General features: G+C 50.2%; 16 protein-coding genes. 10 read left to right on the top strand and 6 right to left on the bottom strand.

The genetic code is table 11. The annotated features are described in order from the left end of the window. The first annotated feature begins 92 nt into the window (after positions 1-92). The 5 genes from AC2FLO_RS02895 to AC2FLO_RS02875 all read left to right on the top strand — a co-directional run bounded on the left by AC2FLO_RS02895 (position 93) and on the right by AC2FLO_RS02875 (position 3,695). The gene (locus AC2FLO_RS02895) at positions 93-911 is read left to right on the top strand and encodes a hypothetical protein (protein WP_496811628.1); all 819 of its coding nucleotides are present in this window, start codon (positions 93-95) and stop codon (positions 909-911) included. Between the two features lie 12 nt (positions 912-923). Further along, the gene (locus AC2FLO_RS02890; protein WP_496811627.1) at positions 924-1,601 is read left to right on the top strand and encodes an AAA family ATPase; all 678 of its coding nucleotides are present in this window, start codon (positions 924-926) and stop codon (positions 1,599-1,601) included. Positions 1,602-1,742: 141 nt separating this feature from the next. Continuing rightward, positions 1,743-2,039 carry a hypothetical protein gene (locus tag AC2FLO_RS02885; protein ID WP_496811626.1) on the top strand — a complete coding sequence of 99 codons (297 nt, stop codon included), beginning with the start codon at positions 1,743-1,745 and terminating at the stop codon, positions 2,037-2,039. A gap of 608 nt (positions 2,040-2,647) precedes the next feature. Continuing rightward, positions 2,648-2,986, top strand: coding sequence for a DUF6626 family protein (locus tag AC2FLO_RS02880; RefSeq protein ID WP_496811625.1), 339 nt, complete (start codon positions 2,648-2,650; stop codon positions 2,984-2,986). A 136-nt stretch (positions 2,987-3,122) separates the two neighbouring features. Then, positions 3,123-3,695, top strand: coding sequence for a tyrosine-type recombinase/integrase (locus tag AC2FLO_RS02875; protein ID WP_496811624.1), 573 nt, complete (start codon positions 3,123-3,125; stop codon positions 3,693-3,695). Positions 3,696-3,973: 278 nt separating this feature from the next. Here the strand turns inward: AC2FLO_RS02875 and AC2FLO_RS02870 are convergent, their stop codons facing one another. From AC2FLO_RS02870 to AC2FLO_RS02860, 3 genes are all read right to left on the bottom strand, one after another. Next, entirely contained in the window at positions 3,974-5,677 is a 1,704-nt protein-coding gene (locus AC2FLO_RS02870) for a caspase family protein (protein WP_496811623.1), read from the bottom strand. Next, positions 5,674-6,297 carry a hypothetical protein gene (locus tag AC2FLO_RS02865; RefSeq protein ID WP_496811622.1) on the bottom strand — a complete coding sequence of 208 codons (624 nt, stop codon included), beginning with the start codon at positions 6,295-6,297 and terminating at the stop codon, positions 5,674-5,676. The genes AC2FLO_RS02870 and AC2FLO_RS02865 overlap by 4 nt, the downstream gene beginning before the upstream one ends. A 390-nt stretch (positions 6,298-6,687) precedes the next feature. Continuing rightward, positions 6,688-7,515, bottom strand: a complete 828-nt coding sequence (locus tag AC2FLO_RS02860; protein WP_496811621.1) for a heparin lyase I family protein — start codon at positions 7,513-7,515, stop codon at positions 6,688-6,690. A gap of 142 nt (positions 7,516-7,657) precedes the next feature. On the opposite strand from AC2FLO_RS02860, the gene AC2FLO_RS02855 reads away from it, so the two are divergent. The 5 genes from AC2FLO_RS02855 (at position 7,658) to AC2FLO_RS02835 (ending at position 11,979) form a co-directional block, all read left to right on the top strand. Further along, a complete protein-coding gene (locus tag AC2FLO_RS02855; protein WP_496811620.1) occupies positions 7,658-7,954 on the top strand; it encodes a hypothetical protein in 297 nt (98 codons plus the stop codon). Between the two features lie 4 nt (positions 7,955-7,958). Continuing rightward, positions 7,959-8,537, top strand: coding sequence for a hypothetical protein (locus tag AC2FLO_RS02850; RefSeq protein WP_496811619.1), 579 nt, complete (start codon positions 7,959-7,961; stop codon positions 8,535-8,537). A gap of 745 nt (positions 8,538-9,282) precedes the next feature. Continuing rightward, positions 9,283-9,456, top strand: coding sequence for a hypothetical protein (locus AC2FLO_RS02845; protein ID WP_496804138.1), 174 nt, complete (start codon positions 9,283-9,285; stop codon positions 9,454-9,456). A gap of 148 nt (positions 9,457-9,604) precedes the next feature. Further along, the gene (locus AC2FLO_RS02840; RefSeq protein ID WP_496804137.1) at positions 9,605-10,450 is read left to right on the top strand and encodes a tyrosine-type recombinase/integrase; all 846 of its coding nucleotides are present in this window, start codon (positions 9,605-9,607) and stop codon (positions 10,448-10,450) included. A 308-nt stretch (positions 10,451-10,758) separates the two neighbouring features. Beyond that, complete coding sequence (locus AC2FLO_RS02835) at positions 10,759-11,979, top strand: hypothetical protein (protein ID WP_496804136.1); 1,221 nt, start codon at positions 10,759-10,761, stop codon at positions 11,977-11,979. Positions 11,980-12,181: 202 nt separating this feature from the next. Here AC2FLO_RS02835 and AC2FLO_RS02830 read toward each other — a convergent pair whose 3' ends face one another. From AC2FLO_RS02830 to AC2FLO_RS02820, 3 genes are all read right to left on the bottom strand, one after another. After that, a complete protein-coding gene (locus tag AC2FLO_RS02830) occupies positions 12,182-13,309 on the bottom strand; it encodes an IS3 family transposase (RefSeq protein WP_496804240.1) in 1,128 nt (375 codons plus the stop codon). 365 nt (positions 13,310-13,674) lie between these two features. Next, positions 13,675-13,971 carry a thermonuclease family protein gene (locus AC2FLO_RS02825; RefSeq protein WP_496806679.1) on the bottom strand — a complete coding sequence of 99 codons (297 nt, stop codon included), beginning with the start codon at positions 13,969-13,971 and terminating at the stop codon, positions 13,675-13,677. 414 nt (positions 13,972-14,385) lie between these two features. Next, a complete protein-coding gene (locus AC2FLO_RS02820; RefSeq protein ID WP_496751954.1) occupies positions 14,386-15,381 on the bottom strand; it encodes an NAD(P)-dependent oxidoreductase in 996 nt (331 codons plus the stop codon). Positions 15,382-15,475: the final 94 nt, after the last annotated feature.

The following is a 15,475-nucleotide window of genomic DNA, read 5'->3' as shown; positions in this document are numbered from 1 at the left end:
AAATCCCTGCATGAAGTTAACAACAGCTACCTAAGCTATAACTTAGTCATCGCTTGTTAGTAAGCGTGATTGCTAAAAAAGGAGAAAAAGCAATGACTAACCAAATCAACACCAAAGCCAACGTAATGTCTGCATTCAAAAAGCGTGTTAACACGCTTTTTTCTGAACGTGAAGAGTGGCAAACAACTTTGTATGCCACTGCGAACCAGCGTCTGTATGAACTGCTAGGTAATGTCTATACGCTGTACTTGGAGGCAAAAGACGGTAACGACGTTAATGTAGACAAATACGATTGGCTGCTGAGCGAAGTGCAAAAACGCGAAATCCCAACTGCCAAAACTCCCACTTTCATTCAGCTCGCCACTAAGCTTGTCTTCTTCGACGGCAATGCTGACAGCCGCCGTGTTAACACCTATGCGCGTGTATTGAGCTGCGCAGCACAAGAAGGAGTTGGCACAGGCAACGCAATTGCAAGCTACATTTCTGATCGTGGCGGCATCGAAGAAATTCGTGCTGCACTTGCTAAGGATACCAAGACGCCAAAACAGCGCGCCGTTGAAGGTCGCCGCATTGCTGATGATGCCAACAACATTGTAGAGATTGCATGCGATGAAATTGCGCAATACGCGACTAACGCAACAGGGCAATATGTCGTGCTTGTTGGCAAGCTGAACGCACGCGGCAATGTTGAAGTAAAGCACGTCGTATTCGAAGATGATGTCAGCAAAGAACGCATTGCAGGCAAAACTGTTGTCTCTGGCGCGCTTTCAAATCTCTACAGCACCAAAGCAAAACTGGCGAAGAAATCCGCCAAACGCGAGGCTGACGAAGCGGCTGCTGACAAGCAGAACAGTGCATTTAACAAGCGTGCTCGTGATGAAAAGCGCGACGTTGAAAAGCAAGCGGCGTAAGGAGCAGTGATAATGACAAGTACTGCGCCTCAAACCACCGCCGAAATGGTCTTCGCAAACAATACCGCTGAGAACCAAATAAATGCGCTTCTCAGCGGCAGGTTCCCGTTCCCAGCGAGTGGCAAAACTGCTTTGTGCTTTTACGGCACTTACGGCACTGGCAAGACAACTTACGCACACATCTTTTGCCGCGAATTTGAGTTGGAAAAAAGTGGTGGAGAAATCGAAATCTCGCCAAAATTAGTTTCTTGCCAAAAGACTGAAAGCATCAGGGAGATTTTGAAGACGTGCACGGCACAAGCCAAGTATGTGTCATGCAATGCTAGCTCACTTCATTATTTTATTTTTGACGAAGTTGACAACTTGACTGACGATGCACAGCGGGCGCTGAAAGCCTTTCTAAACACACCCAACATCGTTTGTGTTTTGACTACAAACTACTTGGACAAGCTGGACAAAGGAATGCTCAGCCGCTGCGTTAAAATCAATTTCAATGCGGCTGACTCTAAAGCCATTCGCTCACGAACGCAGCAAATATTGCGAGACAACGGGCGTTACTTAGACACAGACGAAATTGACAAAATCATCAGGAACAGCGACGGCAGTTGGCGTGAAATTGTGCCCATGGCATTGATGCTCGCTGAACCTACAACGCACCCACCAAGTTCAACCCTGCGTATAGTCAAATAACTACAAAGCCTCAGCATTGCTGGGGCTTTTTCTATTTCTTTGCCTCGCATCAAACGTGTTAACACGCTTTCCCGCTCAAACACCGCTTGCTCTTTCAATACTCCTTAGCTCGCTAAAGCTAAATACGAGCAGGAGAACGAGATGAAATTTGACGACCTAAAATGTTCGCTTGAACGCTTACAACATTCACATCGCGCCAACAGCACTGCGGAACGGCTGGCGATTGCGGGCGCGCTATTGGAGCTAACAAGCCAATACATCCAGCAATTGAGTACTGAGCTGAACGAAAGCAGCACGACGAGCCAACGGCGCAAAGCGAAAGAGCGGGAAACAGCATCAGATCCCAAGCCGCCCGTCAAACCCGTGCGTGTTGCAGAGCCGTCAAAACCCAAAAAGCCAAAATATTCTGGAAATCACGCGCCATCTGCGCGCAGATGATAAATACCTTTAACAGGCTAAGGCACATGCCGCCTGCCCTACAAACTGACCTTAAGGTTAGCACGCCAGTCGTAATCGTGCTGTGAATCCGTTCTGCTGTGTGACGGTAAGCAATCGCATTGTCAGTTATGCGCCGCAACACACTACACCGTGCGAGGGTGCGGAATGCCTTAAACAAATTTTGTTTGTGTTGTTGGTAACGGTTAAAAAGTGAGACGGATGACAAGCCCTTTGGTAACCGTCAACGCGCTGGACCCAGCTTTGCTACGCCCGCTCCAGTTCGTGCGTATGATGCCCCTGTAATTGAGATGATAGGAAAACCTGCTCTTCCAAGTTTTTTGGTTTGGTGAGTGTAGCCTGATAGGCGACGGATAAAGTCGCATCAGATCATGCCCAATAGGTGGCTTGATCTGATTGCTCAGAATAAAGAGCCTAAAAAAACAAACCATTTTCAAGTTCCATTTAGAAAGCAAAGCTCTGCTTGAAAAATGCTGATGTGGCAAATGTGAAGCGGCAGCGAAACGATTTGCCGCAGCGGCGGCTGGTGCAAAGCACCAGCAAAACACGATGGCAAAGATGTCAACGTATTTGACTTAAGGAGATTTCAAATGTCATTGATGGAACAAATATTTGCGGAACTACAGGAGCACTCGTTTGTGCAATCTGCGGAGCAGTTCAGCACAGATTGGTGTTGGCGCAGCAAAAGCTGGTTTGCGGTTCAAAAGACCAAACAAAGCGACTTCTCAATTCCTACGGCAATCAACTGCCTGAACAAAACAAGGGTCAAAATTGCCTTTGCCCACATGAGCCGTAAGAAACTTGGAAGCATAGCTGACAGCGACCTTCGTGTGCTCAACGGTGTAAAGGACGAACTAGAAGCCTATCTGCTTGAACGTCACAAGATCGCGGCAATCGCGGGCAACGAAGCATTCCCAGCAAAATGTTAGGTTTCCAGTAATATCTAACTTCTTCACTGAACAGCCATTGATCTCAGTGGTTTAGCATCAGCGCCTTTTTCGATCGTTTTACAAAATGTGTGAAATTACAATGAATTACAATAAATGCACACATTTAAGGTGAGATATGAAACAAGCAAAGCTACTGACACAAGCGGAACAGAAACGCGTTTACGCCGTGATTGATGCCCACCGCTACAGCGCCCGCAACCGCACTATTTTCGCGTTTAGCTTTTTTGCGGGATTGCGCGCGTGTGAGATTGCAGGATTGAAGGTTGGCGACGTACTTGACGACAGCGGCAACCCGCGTGACACAGTTTTTCTTGCGGCGGAACAAACCAAGGGCGATGAAGCTGGCGCAGTTCTTGTCAGCAAACGGCTGCACAAAGCGCTTTCTAAGTACGCAACTACCTACCCACGCCACACAAGCAATCCTGACGCGCCGCTTTTTTTCAGCGCAAAGCGTGGCGGGTTTAGCCCTCAGACGATTGTGAACCTGTTTGCCAAATTTTACGCGGCGGCAGGCATCAGGGGCGCTAGCTCACACAGCGGACGCAGGCAGTTTTTGACGGAGCTTGCTGACAAGGGTGTGAACGTGCGGGTGATACAGGCTTTGGCGCGCCACAAAGACATCAGCACAACCCAACGGTACATTGACTACAACGAGAGCAAATTACGCAACGCGATTGAGTTAACTTGAGGGTCAAACGCAAGTGCTTGCGATCGTGCAGCACTTGCGGCTTGATGAAGTCAAAATTGAGAAAGATACACCACTACACGGATACGTCAGATGTCGTTGGAAGTTGACGTTACCAAAAACCATGGCAAGCGATCTGGGTAAATTAGGGACGCAATCAACGCATTTTTTAGCTCAGAATTGCTCAGTCCAGAAACGGCAGATTCAATAGATGGAAGCATGTGAACTTGGAAAAAGGTTTCAAAGTCAGAAGCCGTAAACAAATCATATCCAATTTGAAACTAAATATTCACCCCATCATAAATGACTTCCTCTGAAAAAACCTTATAGGCATCAGGAACAAATGTGCTGACCACCGTATGATCTAATTCTTCGAAATCATACTTGATTACCTCAAGTTGCTTTCGACCCAAAAAATGATACAGCAACACGAATAACAACTCTGATGGCTTAGCGATAAAGTTCGCCTCACCCAAACTGTTGTCTCCGCAACGCCATTTGAGGAATGAGAATACATTATCATCTGAAATATCAGACTTGGCGACTCTACGATTTTCCTCGAAATAGTTTGAGTACAACGTGGAAAGATACTCTTCCCCCCATCCGCTCACTCCAAACTTATTCGCCAATTCCGAAACAACGAGCAAATACGGCGCTTGCTCTTCAGACATGAGACAGAACGAGTTAGCATATTGCTCCTTGAGAGCCACGAGGATGTCAGAAACTGTTTCCTTGCGCTTTGCAAATTCTTGTATGTCGTTTTCTATCAAATACAATGAGGTCAGCGCCCACGCGGTGACCTTAGAAATTCGAATTGGTAGTGCAAAAAACTCCGCATATGCTCCGCCTTTTGCAAGAAGACCAAACTTTTCATTCAGCGCTTCTGCGACTTCTTCAAGAGCGTTCCAAAGACTTTGGTCTACTTGAACCCTAAGGTAGTTAACCACTTCATTGCGTACCGTTTGGTCTTCAATTGACTGAGCAGCAAATAGAAAGGCACACAACACCTCTACAGAAGCAAAGCAATCCTCTGAAAGCGCTGCACGTGAAGAAAAGCTCTCAGATAATCCTATGACGACACCACCTTGATCCCTGCCATCTGCAAGACTAACGATTGCCCTCTCTACAAGGGTTTGAAGTTCCCTTGTGTCCAGATTGTCTTTTGCCTCCACGTAAACCTGCCATAGGCTCTCCGCCATCTCCTGACCAAGCGTGGGCAAACCAGACGAGCCAAGTTCTGGCAGGCGCGCGAATTCACCACTTGAACTTGCGATCGCCTTTGGGTTTTTCACAAATTGGGAAGCGCCAGAGACATTAAACGACCACACACTAGGCGATTGATCACCAAATTCAGACGCAATTGCTGCGCCTATGTCGTCCAAACTCAAGTGATCCTTGGCAACCCTGCAATCTTTATGACCCTCTATGCAGTCCAGTATGTAGCCAGTACCAACGCCACCTTCATCCGTTTCTCCCGCGCCACGGTCTGAGGCACTAGTGGCGAAGATCGAAATACTAGCACCTTGAGCACGGCCAATCTGTGATGGCTTCAATAGGCTCCCTAAGTCAGCTACCATTCCAGCGGCCTGACAGGCGTCAATGATGATGTTGCTGTGTCTAGGCTGAGCATCATTAAGTATCTGAAACAATTCTGTTATTGGCAGGGCTGTTGCAATAAAACGGTCACGGTTTGTGTCTGAACAACACAGTGCAAAGGCTTCATTGCTCACTCCACCATGGCCAGCAAAAAAGAATGTCAATGTATCTACCGCACTATCGTAGGCTAAGTCCGCAACAGCGGCAGCTACTTCATGCTTCTTTGGGTCTAGCAGTAGTCTGGACGCAACTGGGTCATAGCCTCCTTTTGCAGGATCCGTTAACGCAGCAAACATATTCCTCGCATCTACGCCAGCACCGTTTAGTTGAGAGAGACGTTGGTCATCATGGTTGGTCACACCAATGCACAAGCAAACCCTATTAGTCATGCGTTGCGCCTTTCAAAGCGGCTCTTTCGTTCAGCCTCTTTCTGGATCGCTTCCTCCAATTTCTTCGCCTTTATGCTTTCAATTCGTTCGTGCATTTCAGGCGGTGCTTGCTCAATTTCCTTTGCCAGTTTAGCGGACTGACCTGGGCTCACAAACATAGTGGGTAGGTTCAAATTGCCGTCGCTATCCACTGACATTTCAATGCCTTCTAGCATTGCCGCCATTGCTTCCAACTGGCTATCGTGTTTGGCTGCATCAACAACGTTGCCTGTTTTCTCCGTAACCTCATGCAACTTGGCAAACATCATTTTTTCTAACGAAGTGACCATACCGTTCGCAATTTCATTAGCATGTTTGAACGTGATCGAAGGGTCACCATCCACAACATCTGCAAGGGCGAGAGTGCTTTCAACACTGTGGAGCTTAACCTCACCAGCTTTGTCGCCCAGTTCGTTCGCAGGTGAGGCCCAGCTCCTACCATGCTGGAACTTCATTATGTTGTTGGTATCAAAGTAGGCAGCTTGTGCCTGTTTCACCATTCCAGCAACTTCATCCGTAAAGGATTTTGCGACTGCTTTTTGAAGCCTTTTTGCCGTAAATGGCACACGAGATTCTGACACGCCAACGCCCTCAGTTATATATATTTTGACGAGAATATATGTACGGCAGCTATATTTTTAAGTATGTCTTTTCATCAAAAAGGCCCGAACTGTCAACGCATTAGCTGGCCGTCAAATTCCAGATTAAGATCACCTAAGAACGCTTATAACGCACTTCTTGTACCTATCGCCAAAGCCCATCAACTGATCCTGCGTCGTATCCCAGTTTGTTCAAGTATCTTTGCCCCGCACAACATCATCGTAAATTGCCGCAAGGCATGATGTAACGAACAAAGACAGCGCCAACAGCAATACGAACCCCGTTTCTTTTTCCAACATGATCTGTTCCAGAAAGTTCTTACTGGCGATTATTTGCTTAGAAAGCTTTGAGCAGCGCTCACACATGAGCGCTCATTTCCCAAGCTTCTTTTGACTGCCTGCACGCTTCACATTCGCGAAGTAAACCGTGCCTGGACGAACGTGCTTGACCCCTGCTGTGCAGCACAAATAAACGCCAATATCAAAGTGATTCATTTTTGCCTTTTTGTGCGGAGCGTTTGGAGCAATGTTCAGAGTTGGTCCCCTGTAATTCGCAACTTGCTGACCATCCAAATAGATGATGATTTGCCCATCTGACTGGTGGGACCATCTGGCGTAGACTTGAAAATTCCGCCATTGTCCTTTGAAATCGCGCATCTTCATCAATGGAATACGAGCAACATTCTTGCAATCGTGGTTGGCACGATCCCCCGTTGCCACCTGCAACTTCAAAAATAGTTCGTCATCGTTACCTTTACTCGTCCAATGGGATATTGATGCGTGTGTACAGCGAAATCCTTTCCATTGCGCAAAAATGTAGCCACCTTTGGTTTGCGACCCGCGCGTTGGAAATGAGTCTGGAATGAGCATGTCCCAGCCGTACCAAGCCTCAGTTGGTTGTGGAAAAACCCAATGACCATCGCTCTTTGTTTCCCTAAGCATGGAACGCACAGAACCATAGGAACAGTCGCCCTTACCTGTGCCATCACCGTAGTTAGAGGTTACGCAATCACCGCCATAAATTGAAAATGAATGGACACGTTTTGCTTTGATCCCGTCGACTTTACGCAATCGCTTGTATGAATTTGGCAAATTGGATGCTTCTTGTTCAAATCTTATGCTTCCCGCGTTAGATGGACCACTGAACGCCGCCACGGCAATTGCTGCCACCAAGACTACTTGCAATACAAAATTTTTCACTGCCTCAATCCTCTAACTTTCCTCATTCACGCGAAGCTCAAGTGGTTCAAGTTCCATCTATAAGTGCCAAATTGGGACTTGCTGCACGTACCAGTCAAGCCCTATGTTAGAAGACAGCTAGTTTGCAGCATTGGGCTTAAGCGTGGCAGGGATTGAAAAATTAGCACGTCTGAAGCAACTGCTACTTGGCATGGAGCGGGACTTAGGTATTGATGATTTAAGTGCCGTGCAGAGAAATATTGTGTACGCCGCAACGCTCCTGAGCGAAACTTCAAAAACGGTTGAGACAGAAGAACTGCGGCAACATGAATTGCTAAATGGCGTGTCGCGCAGCGCCTTTTTTCGAGAATTGCGAGAACTAGTAGAAGCAGGGTATTTGCAACACGCGCAGGGGCGACAAAGATCTTCGTATGTCATTTCGAAAGAGCTAGGTAGCTGAGCCCTTGAAAGCATTTAGCAACGATAAACTGCTGGCACCGTTCCTTATTATTTCGCTTGCGCACCTACTCGCATTTGGAGTCTCAATTTACATTTTACTCCCCCTACAAGCCCAATACACGCCAGAGCTAGCACCCTATGCCAGCTTACTTTTCCTTCCACATGGCGTCCGCATATTGTCAGCATGGATGATGGGCTGGAAAGCTATTCCGTTATTCACACCAACTGCCTTACTAACGCACTGGATAAACTTTGGGGTTGAAGGTTTCACACTGGCGGGGCTTGCTGGTGTTTTCTCTGGAATAGTGTGTGCCGCGGTAACTTTTTGGGCGCTAGCAAAGTTTGGGATGGACTTTCGAATAACAGCAAGTCGTACAGCAAATTGGCGAGATGTGATGGTCGCAGGTGCAATCGCCTCAGCAATCAGTACCTTTGGAATGGGTTGGGCTTTTAGCCACAACACAGATACTTTGATTGGCTATTTCATTGGCGACGTAAGTGGATTGTTCGCATGTATGCTAATCCTCATGCTTGTCTTTAAAGTCATGCGCGAGACAGCTGAAAAAGCAAATAAAATCAATTAACTGCGGGAAAATTTGACGGTACACAAAACGGCACACATTGAAGAATTCCCCGCGTATAGCATTGAATTTAATTAGCTGTTTTTGATGTCGATCTCTTGCAAATCCGTGTACACCGGTTCGATTCCGGTACTCGCCTCCATTTAAAATCAATGACTTAGACGATTTTTGCGAATCTGCGGATCGTGCGTCTAAACATTTGTCTAAACATTCTGTTTTTGTTCTGTTCCGTTTTGCTGCCTCCCGACGAACTCGTGAGACCGGGCCTGATCGGGCTTCACGCGACCCCTGATTGAGCTTACACTGCTAAGACAAACTACATCCGCCAACGGCGTTTCCTGAGAAACAGTGGAACCACACAAGCCTCCTGCCCCCGTAGACCTCGAATATCGGAGGGGGCGGGAGGCGGCCCATCGCACAATTCCTTGGTAGCGGTTGCATTTAGTGACACCGATTGCGGCAGCAGCAGATCTGAACGCAGCTGATCAAGCTCATAGAGCCAGTCAAAAGGCGGTTCGCATGAGGCAAAATTTTCCGAGAGTGATGTGAAAATATCACGTCCGCACGTATGCGTTTAGTGACACGAAACCGCAAGCGGTTAAACTAACTCAGCCAGCGTTCTTGCCCCAGAATCCAGCCCCGCCTAGACTCAACCTGTACGAAGATTTGCATGAGCAACACTTGCGAATTCGATCCTTGGGTCGCGCAACATAATGTAATGAGAACAGTAGGCTAGGCTGAGTTGGCAATGTCGGGAACGCGCATAGAGCAAAAGGCGATAGGACTGCTCAAAGCCTTTGAGAACGCTGGCAAAGCCGTAAGCCGGGTAACCGTGGAAGGGCGGAAAATCGAGATCGTCCTCTCCACCGGGGAACCCGGCGATGAGTTTGACGGGATAGATATGCAATATGGCAAAACGTGAGCTTCCAAAACATGTCTACCGTTAACGGAACGGCATCTACTTCCAGCGTCGCGGCTGGGCTTCTCAGAAGTTTCAAAGTGACTTCGGTACGCCCGCCTTCTGGAAAGAGTATGCAGACATTCTCGCCAGCAAGGACGCGCCGCGCGTCGTGTCCTCCCGAACGTTCCGGGCGCTGGTCAAAAGCTACCGGGCATCGCCCAGGTATCGGAACCTCAAGCCGCGCACCGGGCTGGACTACGACAAACACCTAGATTTCTTCGTGGAGATCATGGGCGACCGGAACCCTGCCCGACTGCAACGCAAAGACGTGATCCGCCTGCGCGACTCCAACGCCCACAAAGCCTACTTCGCCAACTACGCGCTGCGGGCGCTGCGCGTTCTCATGGAACACTGTGTCGATCTGGGCTGGACAGATCACAACCCGGCTCGTGGTGTGCCTGAGTTGAAAACGGAACGGCGTGAACGTGAACCTTGGCCACAAGAGCTGCTTACGGCCTATCGCGACCACTGCCCTATCGGCACCCGCGAACGGTTGGTCATGGAGCTGTGCGTCGGCACCGGCCAACGGATCGGTGACGTGCTCAACATGCGCTGGTCTCATATCGAAGACGGCGCTGTGTTCGTGAAGCAGAGCAAAACGCGGAAAGAGCTTTGGGTGCCAATCCTGCCGCAGCTCCAAGCCGCCCTAGACGCCGCCAGCCGCCACTCAGTGTTCATCGTGACAAATGACGGGGGAACAAACCGGCTGTCCTACAGAGGCGCCTCAGCAGCCGTCAGGAAGGCCCGGCAAGCAATCGACGCTTTGGACTACGATATCCACTCATGGCGCTACAACGCCGCATGCGAGCTGTTGGAGGCTGGCTGCAGCGATGATCTTATTGCAGCTGTGACGGGGCAAAGTCCGGCTATGGTGCGGCACTATACGAAAAAGGTTCGGCAACGCATCAGAGCTAAGCGAGCGCAAGAAATGCGGGGAACCCAGCTAAAGCATTGAAAGTGGCGCGGGGTGCGGACATTCGCTGCGCCAAACTCTAATGGCCGCTTCGCGGCAAAGTTGCTACTAGCTTAAGGTTGATAATAAAGGACCTTATGAATGCCTGCTGTCCGAAAAGTTTTTCCGATGTACTTGCAGTCAATGGAAATTTCTGTGACCAAGAACCTACAATCCACGCTCAAAACGTGACCAACTTTCGGTTGTCACGATGGTCTTCACTATCGACCAGCCAAACATCGCGTCCATGTCATACACAGATTACGAGTCAAATCTTCCTTCAAACGCTGAAAAAACCGGAAAATCTCACATTGACACAAAAGGAAATCGTTTTTCATGCCGGAACAGTAAAAACCGGCTCCACTTCCATCCAACACTTTTGCTGGCAACAGCGAGAAAAACTAGAGAGGCATGGAGTCTTCTACCCTTTAGTTACTCCACCCAAACTAGACTTACCTCGGTACGCAAATGCGGATTTTCTCTTTGAGGATAAGGTTGACCGAGAAAAAGCGAGAGACGTTTTGATGGCAACTGATGCCAGGCAAATAGTCATCTCGGAAGAGGGATTGTGGGGGCAGCCTCAGAGGATGCAAGACCCAATCTTTGACGGCTTTGAGAAACGAGTCGTAGTATATTTAAGGAATGCCGCTGACCTCGTGGCTTCCTGGGCGGCAGAGAATGCCGAACCTTACAATGCGACAATAGGGCACGAAAAAGGTGGAATTAATTTCCCGATGCCGATCAATTTAGGACTGGGCGAGTATCGGTGTCGATACACAACAATCTTCACTCGGTTTTTCAACACAGTTCGCGAGCTGGAGAAGGCGGGCGCACGAGTGATTTTCAGGCCATTCGAGCGAAAACAGCTAATTGGTGAGAATGTCGTTTCCGATTTTCTGGCGCTACTAGGTGTCAATGATCTCAACGTCGAGATCGCCGGCACGGGGGATGCTAATCCAAGCCGGTCAAGAAAATTCTGCGACATTTCCACGCTTCTTTGGCACATTTTTAGTGAGGCGTCGAATATAGAATTGTACGATCTGGATTTCGTTGAACGCATCTATGAAGAATGCACGTCAGGAGATGACAGACGAGTCATAGAAACTCTAGAGGATCATGAGATAAAAGCTATCGTGGAATCGTGCCGGTTCATCGAAGATGATATTTCACTTAAATACTTCAATGGAAAACCATTTTTGGAGAACAGCTATCCGGCCATATTTGGAAGGGATCGCCCCACTTATTCTCACATATTGAAACGTGAGATCGAGATACTTTATCGACTAAATTGTGATCGCTTGACAAGGATGGAAAACGACCACTCTGATGCATCGAGTAAAGTGGCCGAAGCTGAACTTGAAAGGCAATCCTTCGAATTTCAGCAGAAGGCAAATCAGCTTCAAGCGAAAATAGGAGAACTAGATGAGCAGCTTTTGAAAACTCGGGCGCAACGTGACCATGCCAGGAATTATCCATGGAAGTATCTTGGACACGCGTGGCATTCCGCAAAGGAGCGAAAAAAGAGGCGTTGATATCCGCAGATCGCCACCATGTAAATTCCCTCAAATGGCAATCGCAACCTTTTGCCAAAGTGTATTCTGAGTTTCATAACATCAGTGGGCAAAAGCCAAAATTCATCAGATTTGACAGAGTGTCTAGCCCCCTGTGTCTGAGCCACTGATCAGGGGTTTCTCAAAGAATGTGGTGGAGCTCACCCCGTTTCGGGTCCGGGTTTCATGCAACCTTTCGGGTTTCGCTCAGTTGGGCCGCAAATTCGCTCGGCGTCAAGTTTCCGAGCGATGAATGCGGCCTATTTTCGTTGTAATCGGCTCTCCAAGAATTGATCCTGCTACGGGCGTCGTCCATCGATAGGAACCATGAGGCGTTGAGGCATTCATGGCGGAGGCGGCTGTTGAAGGCCTCGATATAGGCGTTGTCCGTTGGTTTTCCGGGCCGGGAGAAGTCCAGCTCGACCTTGTTTAGGTAAGCCCACTTATCTAGTAGTCGCCCGGCGAACTCGGGGCCGTTGTCGACTCGAATGCTTCGGGGCTTGCCTCTGACCCGTGCCAGACGATCCAGTTCGTCGATGACCTGGTAGGCGCGGAAGATTGTCCTCGAAGCCGTCGCGAGAGCTTCTCTTGTAAAGCAGTCCACGATGGTCAGAATGCGGAACGGTTTCCCGTTGAACAGCCGGTCCGACATGAAGTCCATCGCCCAGACGTCGTTCGTGCCATCAGCCTCGGATCGGCCGGATCGGTACCGGCAGGCGCGCCGCCGCTTCGGGCTCCGGGTGCGGATCGACAGACCTTCTTCGCAATAAAGCCGGTACATGCGCTTGTGGTTCACGCGCCACCCTTCGCGCTGCAGCAAGATGTGCAGGCGGCGATACCCGTATCGCACCCGGCTCTCTGCAAGTTCCCTCAAACGCATCCGCAGCTCCACCGCCGGATCGCGCCTGAATTGGTATCTGTGAGAAGCCCGCCCGAAGCCCCCTCTCGGCGAATGCACGCATTCGCCTGTCAGGCAAGGCATGGCCCAGCAAGCCCGGCGTTCCGACACGTCGAAGACAGTCTGATAGTACCGGACAACCTCGCGGCGGCGGACACCCGCAGCGCGCGCGACATCATCTGGACAGAATACTCGGCATGGTTCGCGGTCAAGAACTCGAAGACCTGCGCATGTCACGTCGTTTTGTGCAAACCAGGCCGCGGCCTTTGAGAGAATATCGCGCTCCTGGCGCAACTGCTTTACCTCACGCCGAAGCTGGCACAGGTCGTCACGTTCTTCGCTGGCCAGGCTGCTCGGATCGTCGCCCCTATCGGCAGCCGCCTGCCTAACCCACGGTGGGTCTTGGCAGAGCAGAGCTCACATCCCGCGACCAACCTTCGACACTGCGCCCGGCGCACACCAGCGCAACCATCTGCTCCCTGAATTCCGCAGGTTACGGGTTCCTCGTTCTCGGCATAACAAACACTCTCTTTCATCAGTGAAAAAGTGTCCGCGAAACCGGGGGAACTCCGTTCTATTGGGGGACGGACAGTCTGGGGTTACTAGTGCGCGGAAGACATCGCCAAAGAACTTCTTCCACTCGATGGCCAAACCCTGCCGCACCATTTCGGCACTCAGGTCATGTCCGTCAGGAAGAAAGCGTTGGCGACGGTTCGGCCATAATCATCCTTCTCGGTGATCTCTGCCCGGACATGCCCCTTGCATAGCGCGACCAAAGCCTATTTGGACTTCTGTCCGTAGGGGTGGTTGATCTCGGGCGCATCGACCCCGAACAACCTGATCTGCGTTTTCTTGATAACAATCGTGTCGCCATCGACCACCCGCGCAGGTCCGGTAACGCTTTCAGGCTTCCGTACAACGTGAGCGGTGTCCCGGTCGAACACGCGAGGCTGGACTTTCTGCCGAGTGATTGTTTCCGATGCCTCCTGCACCGACGGTTTTTCGACGTCGCCACGAAAGCGATAGGCGATCACGATCACAGCAAATAGGAACAATAGCCCCAGCAAAACTTCCAAAACAGAGCACCATATCGTTGCCGACGACCTTGGCTCACTGCCACAGTCTAAGGTGAAGAATAGAGAGAGTTTGCGGCCTATATTTGGCGCTAATTCTGATCGAAAAACCGTCTAAACATTCACGCAATGTTCCGCCGATTTTCGCCCCTCGTCTAAACAAATTATCTATCTTCGTCAGTAGCTTACTAAGTTTTGCAAATCCGTGTACACCGGTTCGATTCCGGTACTCGCCTCCAACAACATCCTAATCGCTGACTTGCCCCCGCAGTACGCGCGTGTGACGCTTGGTATTTTCAGACGTTCATGGCCCGCGATTCTGTCGAACTGCGGGCCAGATATGGCGTGTTTTTTCGGAACACCTGCCTACCCCTGCTCGTTCACGGGGCGCGATGTAGTCTGGTATGTGCCTTACCCTCAGGCGCGCCCTTGTGGCACAACCTCGTATCCCGGCTCTTCCGGTTCATCATCCGTCATTTCGGCTGGAAAGCCCGGGGCGGTGATATCCAGGCCGGTTGCCTCTTCCAGCCGTTTGATAATATTTGGTGAAAGCTCGCGTTCGCCATATCGTGCGATACCATCGTTAAAGATGTTGATCATCACCGGGTTGATTTCCAGTGGCACCCCGGCGCGGTCGGCGACCTCCTGAAACAAACCGATATCCTTCTTCACCAGATCCATGGTGAAGGAAATATCGCGCGACCCGTTCAGGATGACCTGGCTTTCGGTTTCGTGTACGAAGGATGTGCCGGACGAGATTTTGATCGCCTCATAGGTCGTGTTCAGATCCATCCCCGCAGCCTTTGCCGTAACCAGTGCTTCGGCGCAGGTGATCAGGTTGGCAGTGGCAAGATAGTTGGTCATCACTTTCAGCACCGAGGCCGAGCCCAACTCGCCGGTGTGCAAAACCCGGCGGCCCATTGTCGTCAGAAACGGCAGAATTCGTTCAAACGTTTCCCGGTCACAGCCCGCAAAGATCGAGATATTGCCCGTCGCGGCACGGTGGCACCCGCCAGAAACCGGGCAATCCACTGCTGCACCGCCGCGTGAAATGACTTCGGCACCGAGGCGTTTGACTTCGGCTTCGTCTGTGGTCGACATCTCCATCCAGATCTTGCCGGGGCCCACTTCGGGCAACATCTCCTTCATAACTGCGTCCGATGCTGCCGGAGTCGGCAGACAGGTGATCACCGCATCGCAATCGCGCATCAGCTGGGCGGGCCCTTCTGCCGCCTTTGCGCCTTTGGCGACAAATTCGGCCACCAGATCTGCGTTCAGGTCATGAACAGTCAGGTCAATGCCATTGCGCAAAAGGGATCCCGAAAGCTTGCCGCCAACGTTACCCAGACCGATAAATCCCACTTTCATATGACGCATCTCCAAGTTCGTCGTTTTCCCGTCATGCGACCACATACCGAACACGCACTTCATGCCGCCGAACGACGCCTACAGGTCGCTTTTTTCACCTTGGCTTATTTGTTGCGCGCGAACCGCTTGACAAGCGGGT

Source organism: Ruegeria sp. TASC047 (assembly GCF_059612445.1).
Note: the sequence above shows the minus strand (reverse complement) of the source record. Positions and strands in the feature narration are given on the sequence as shown.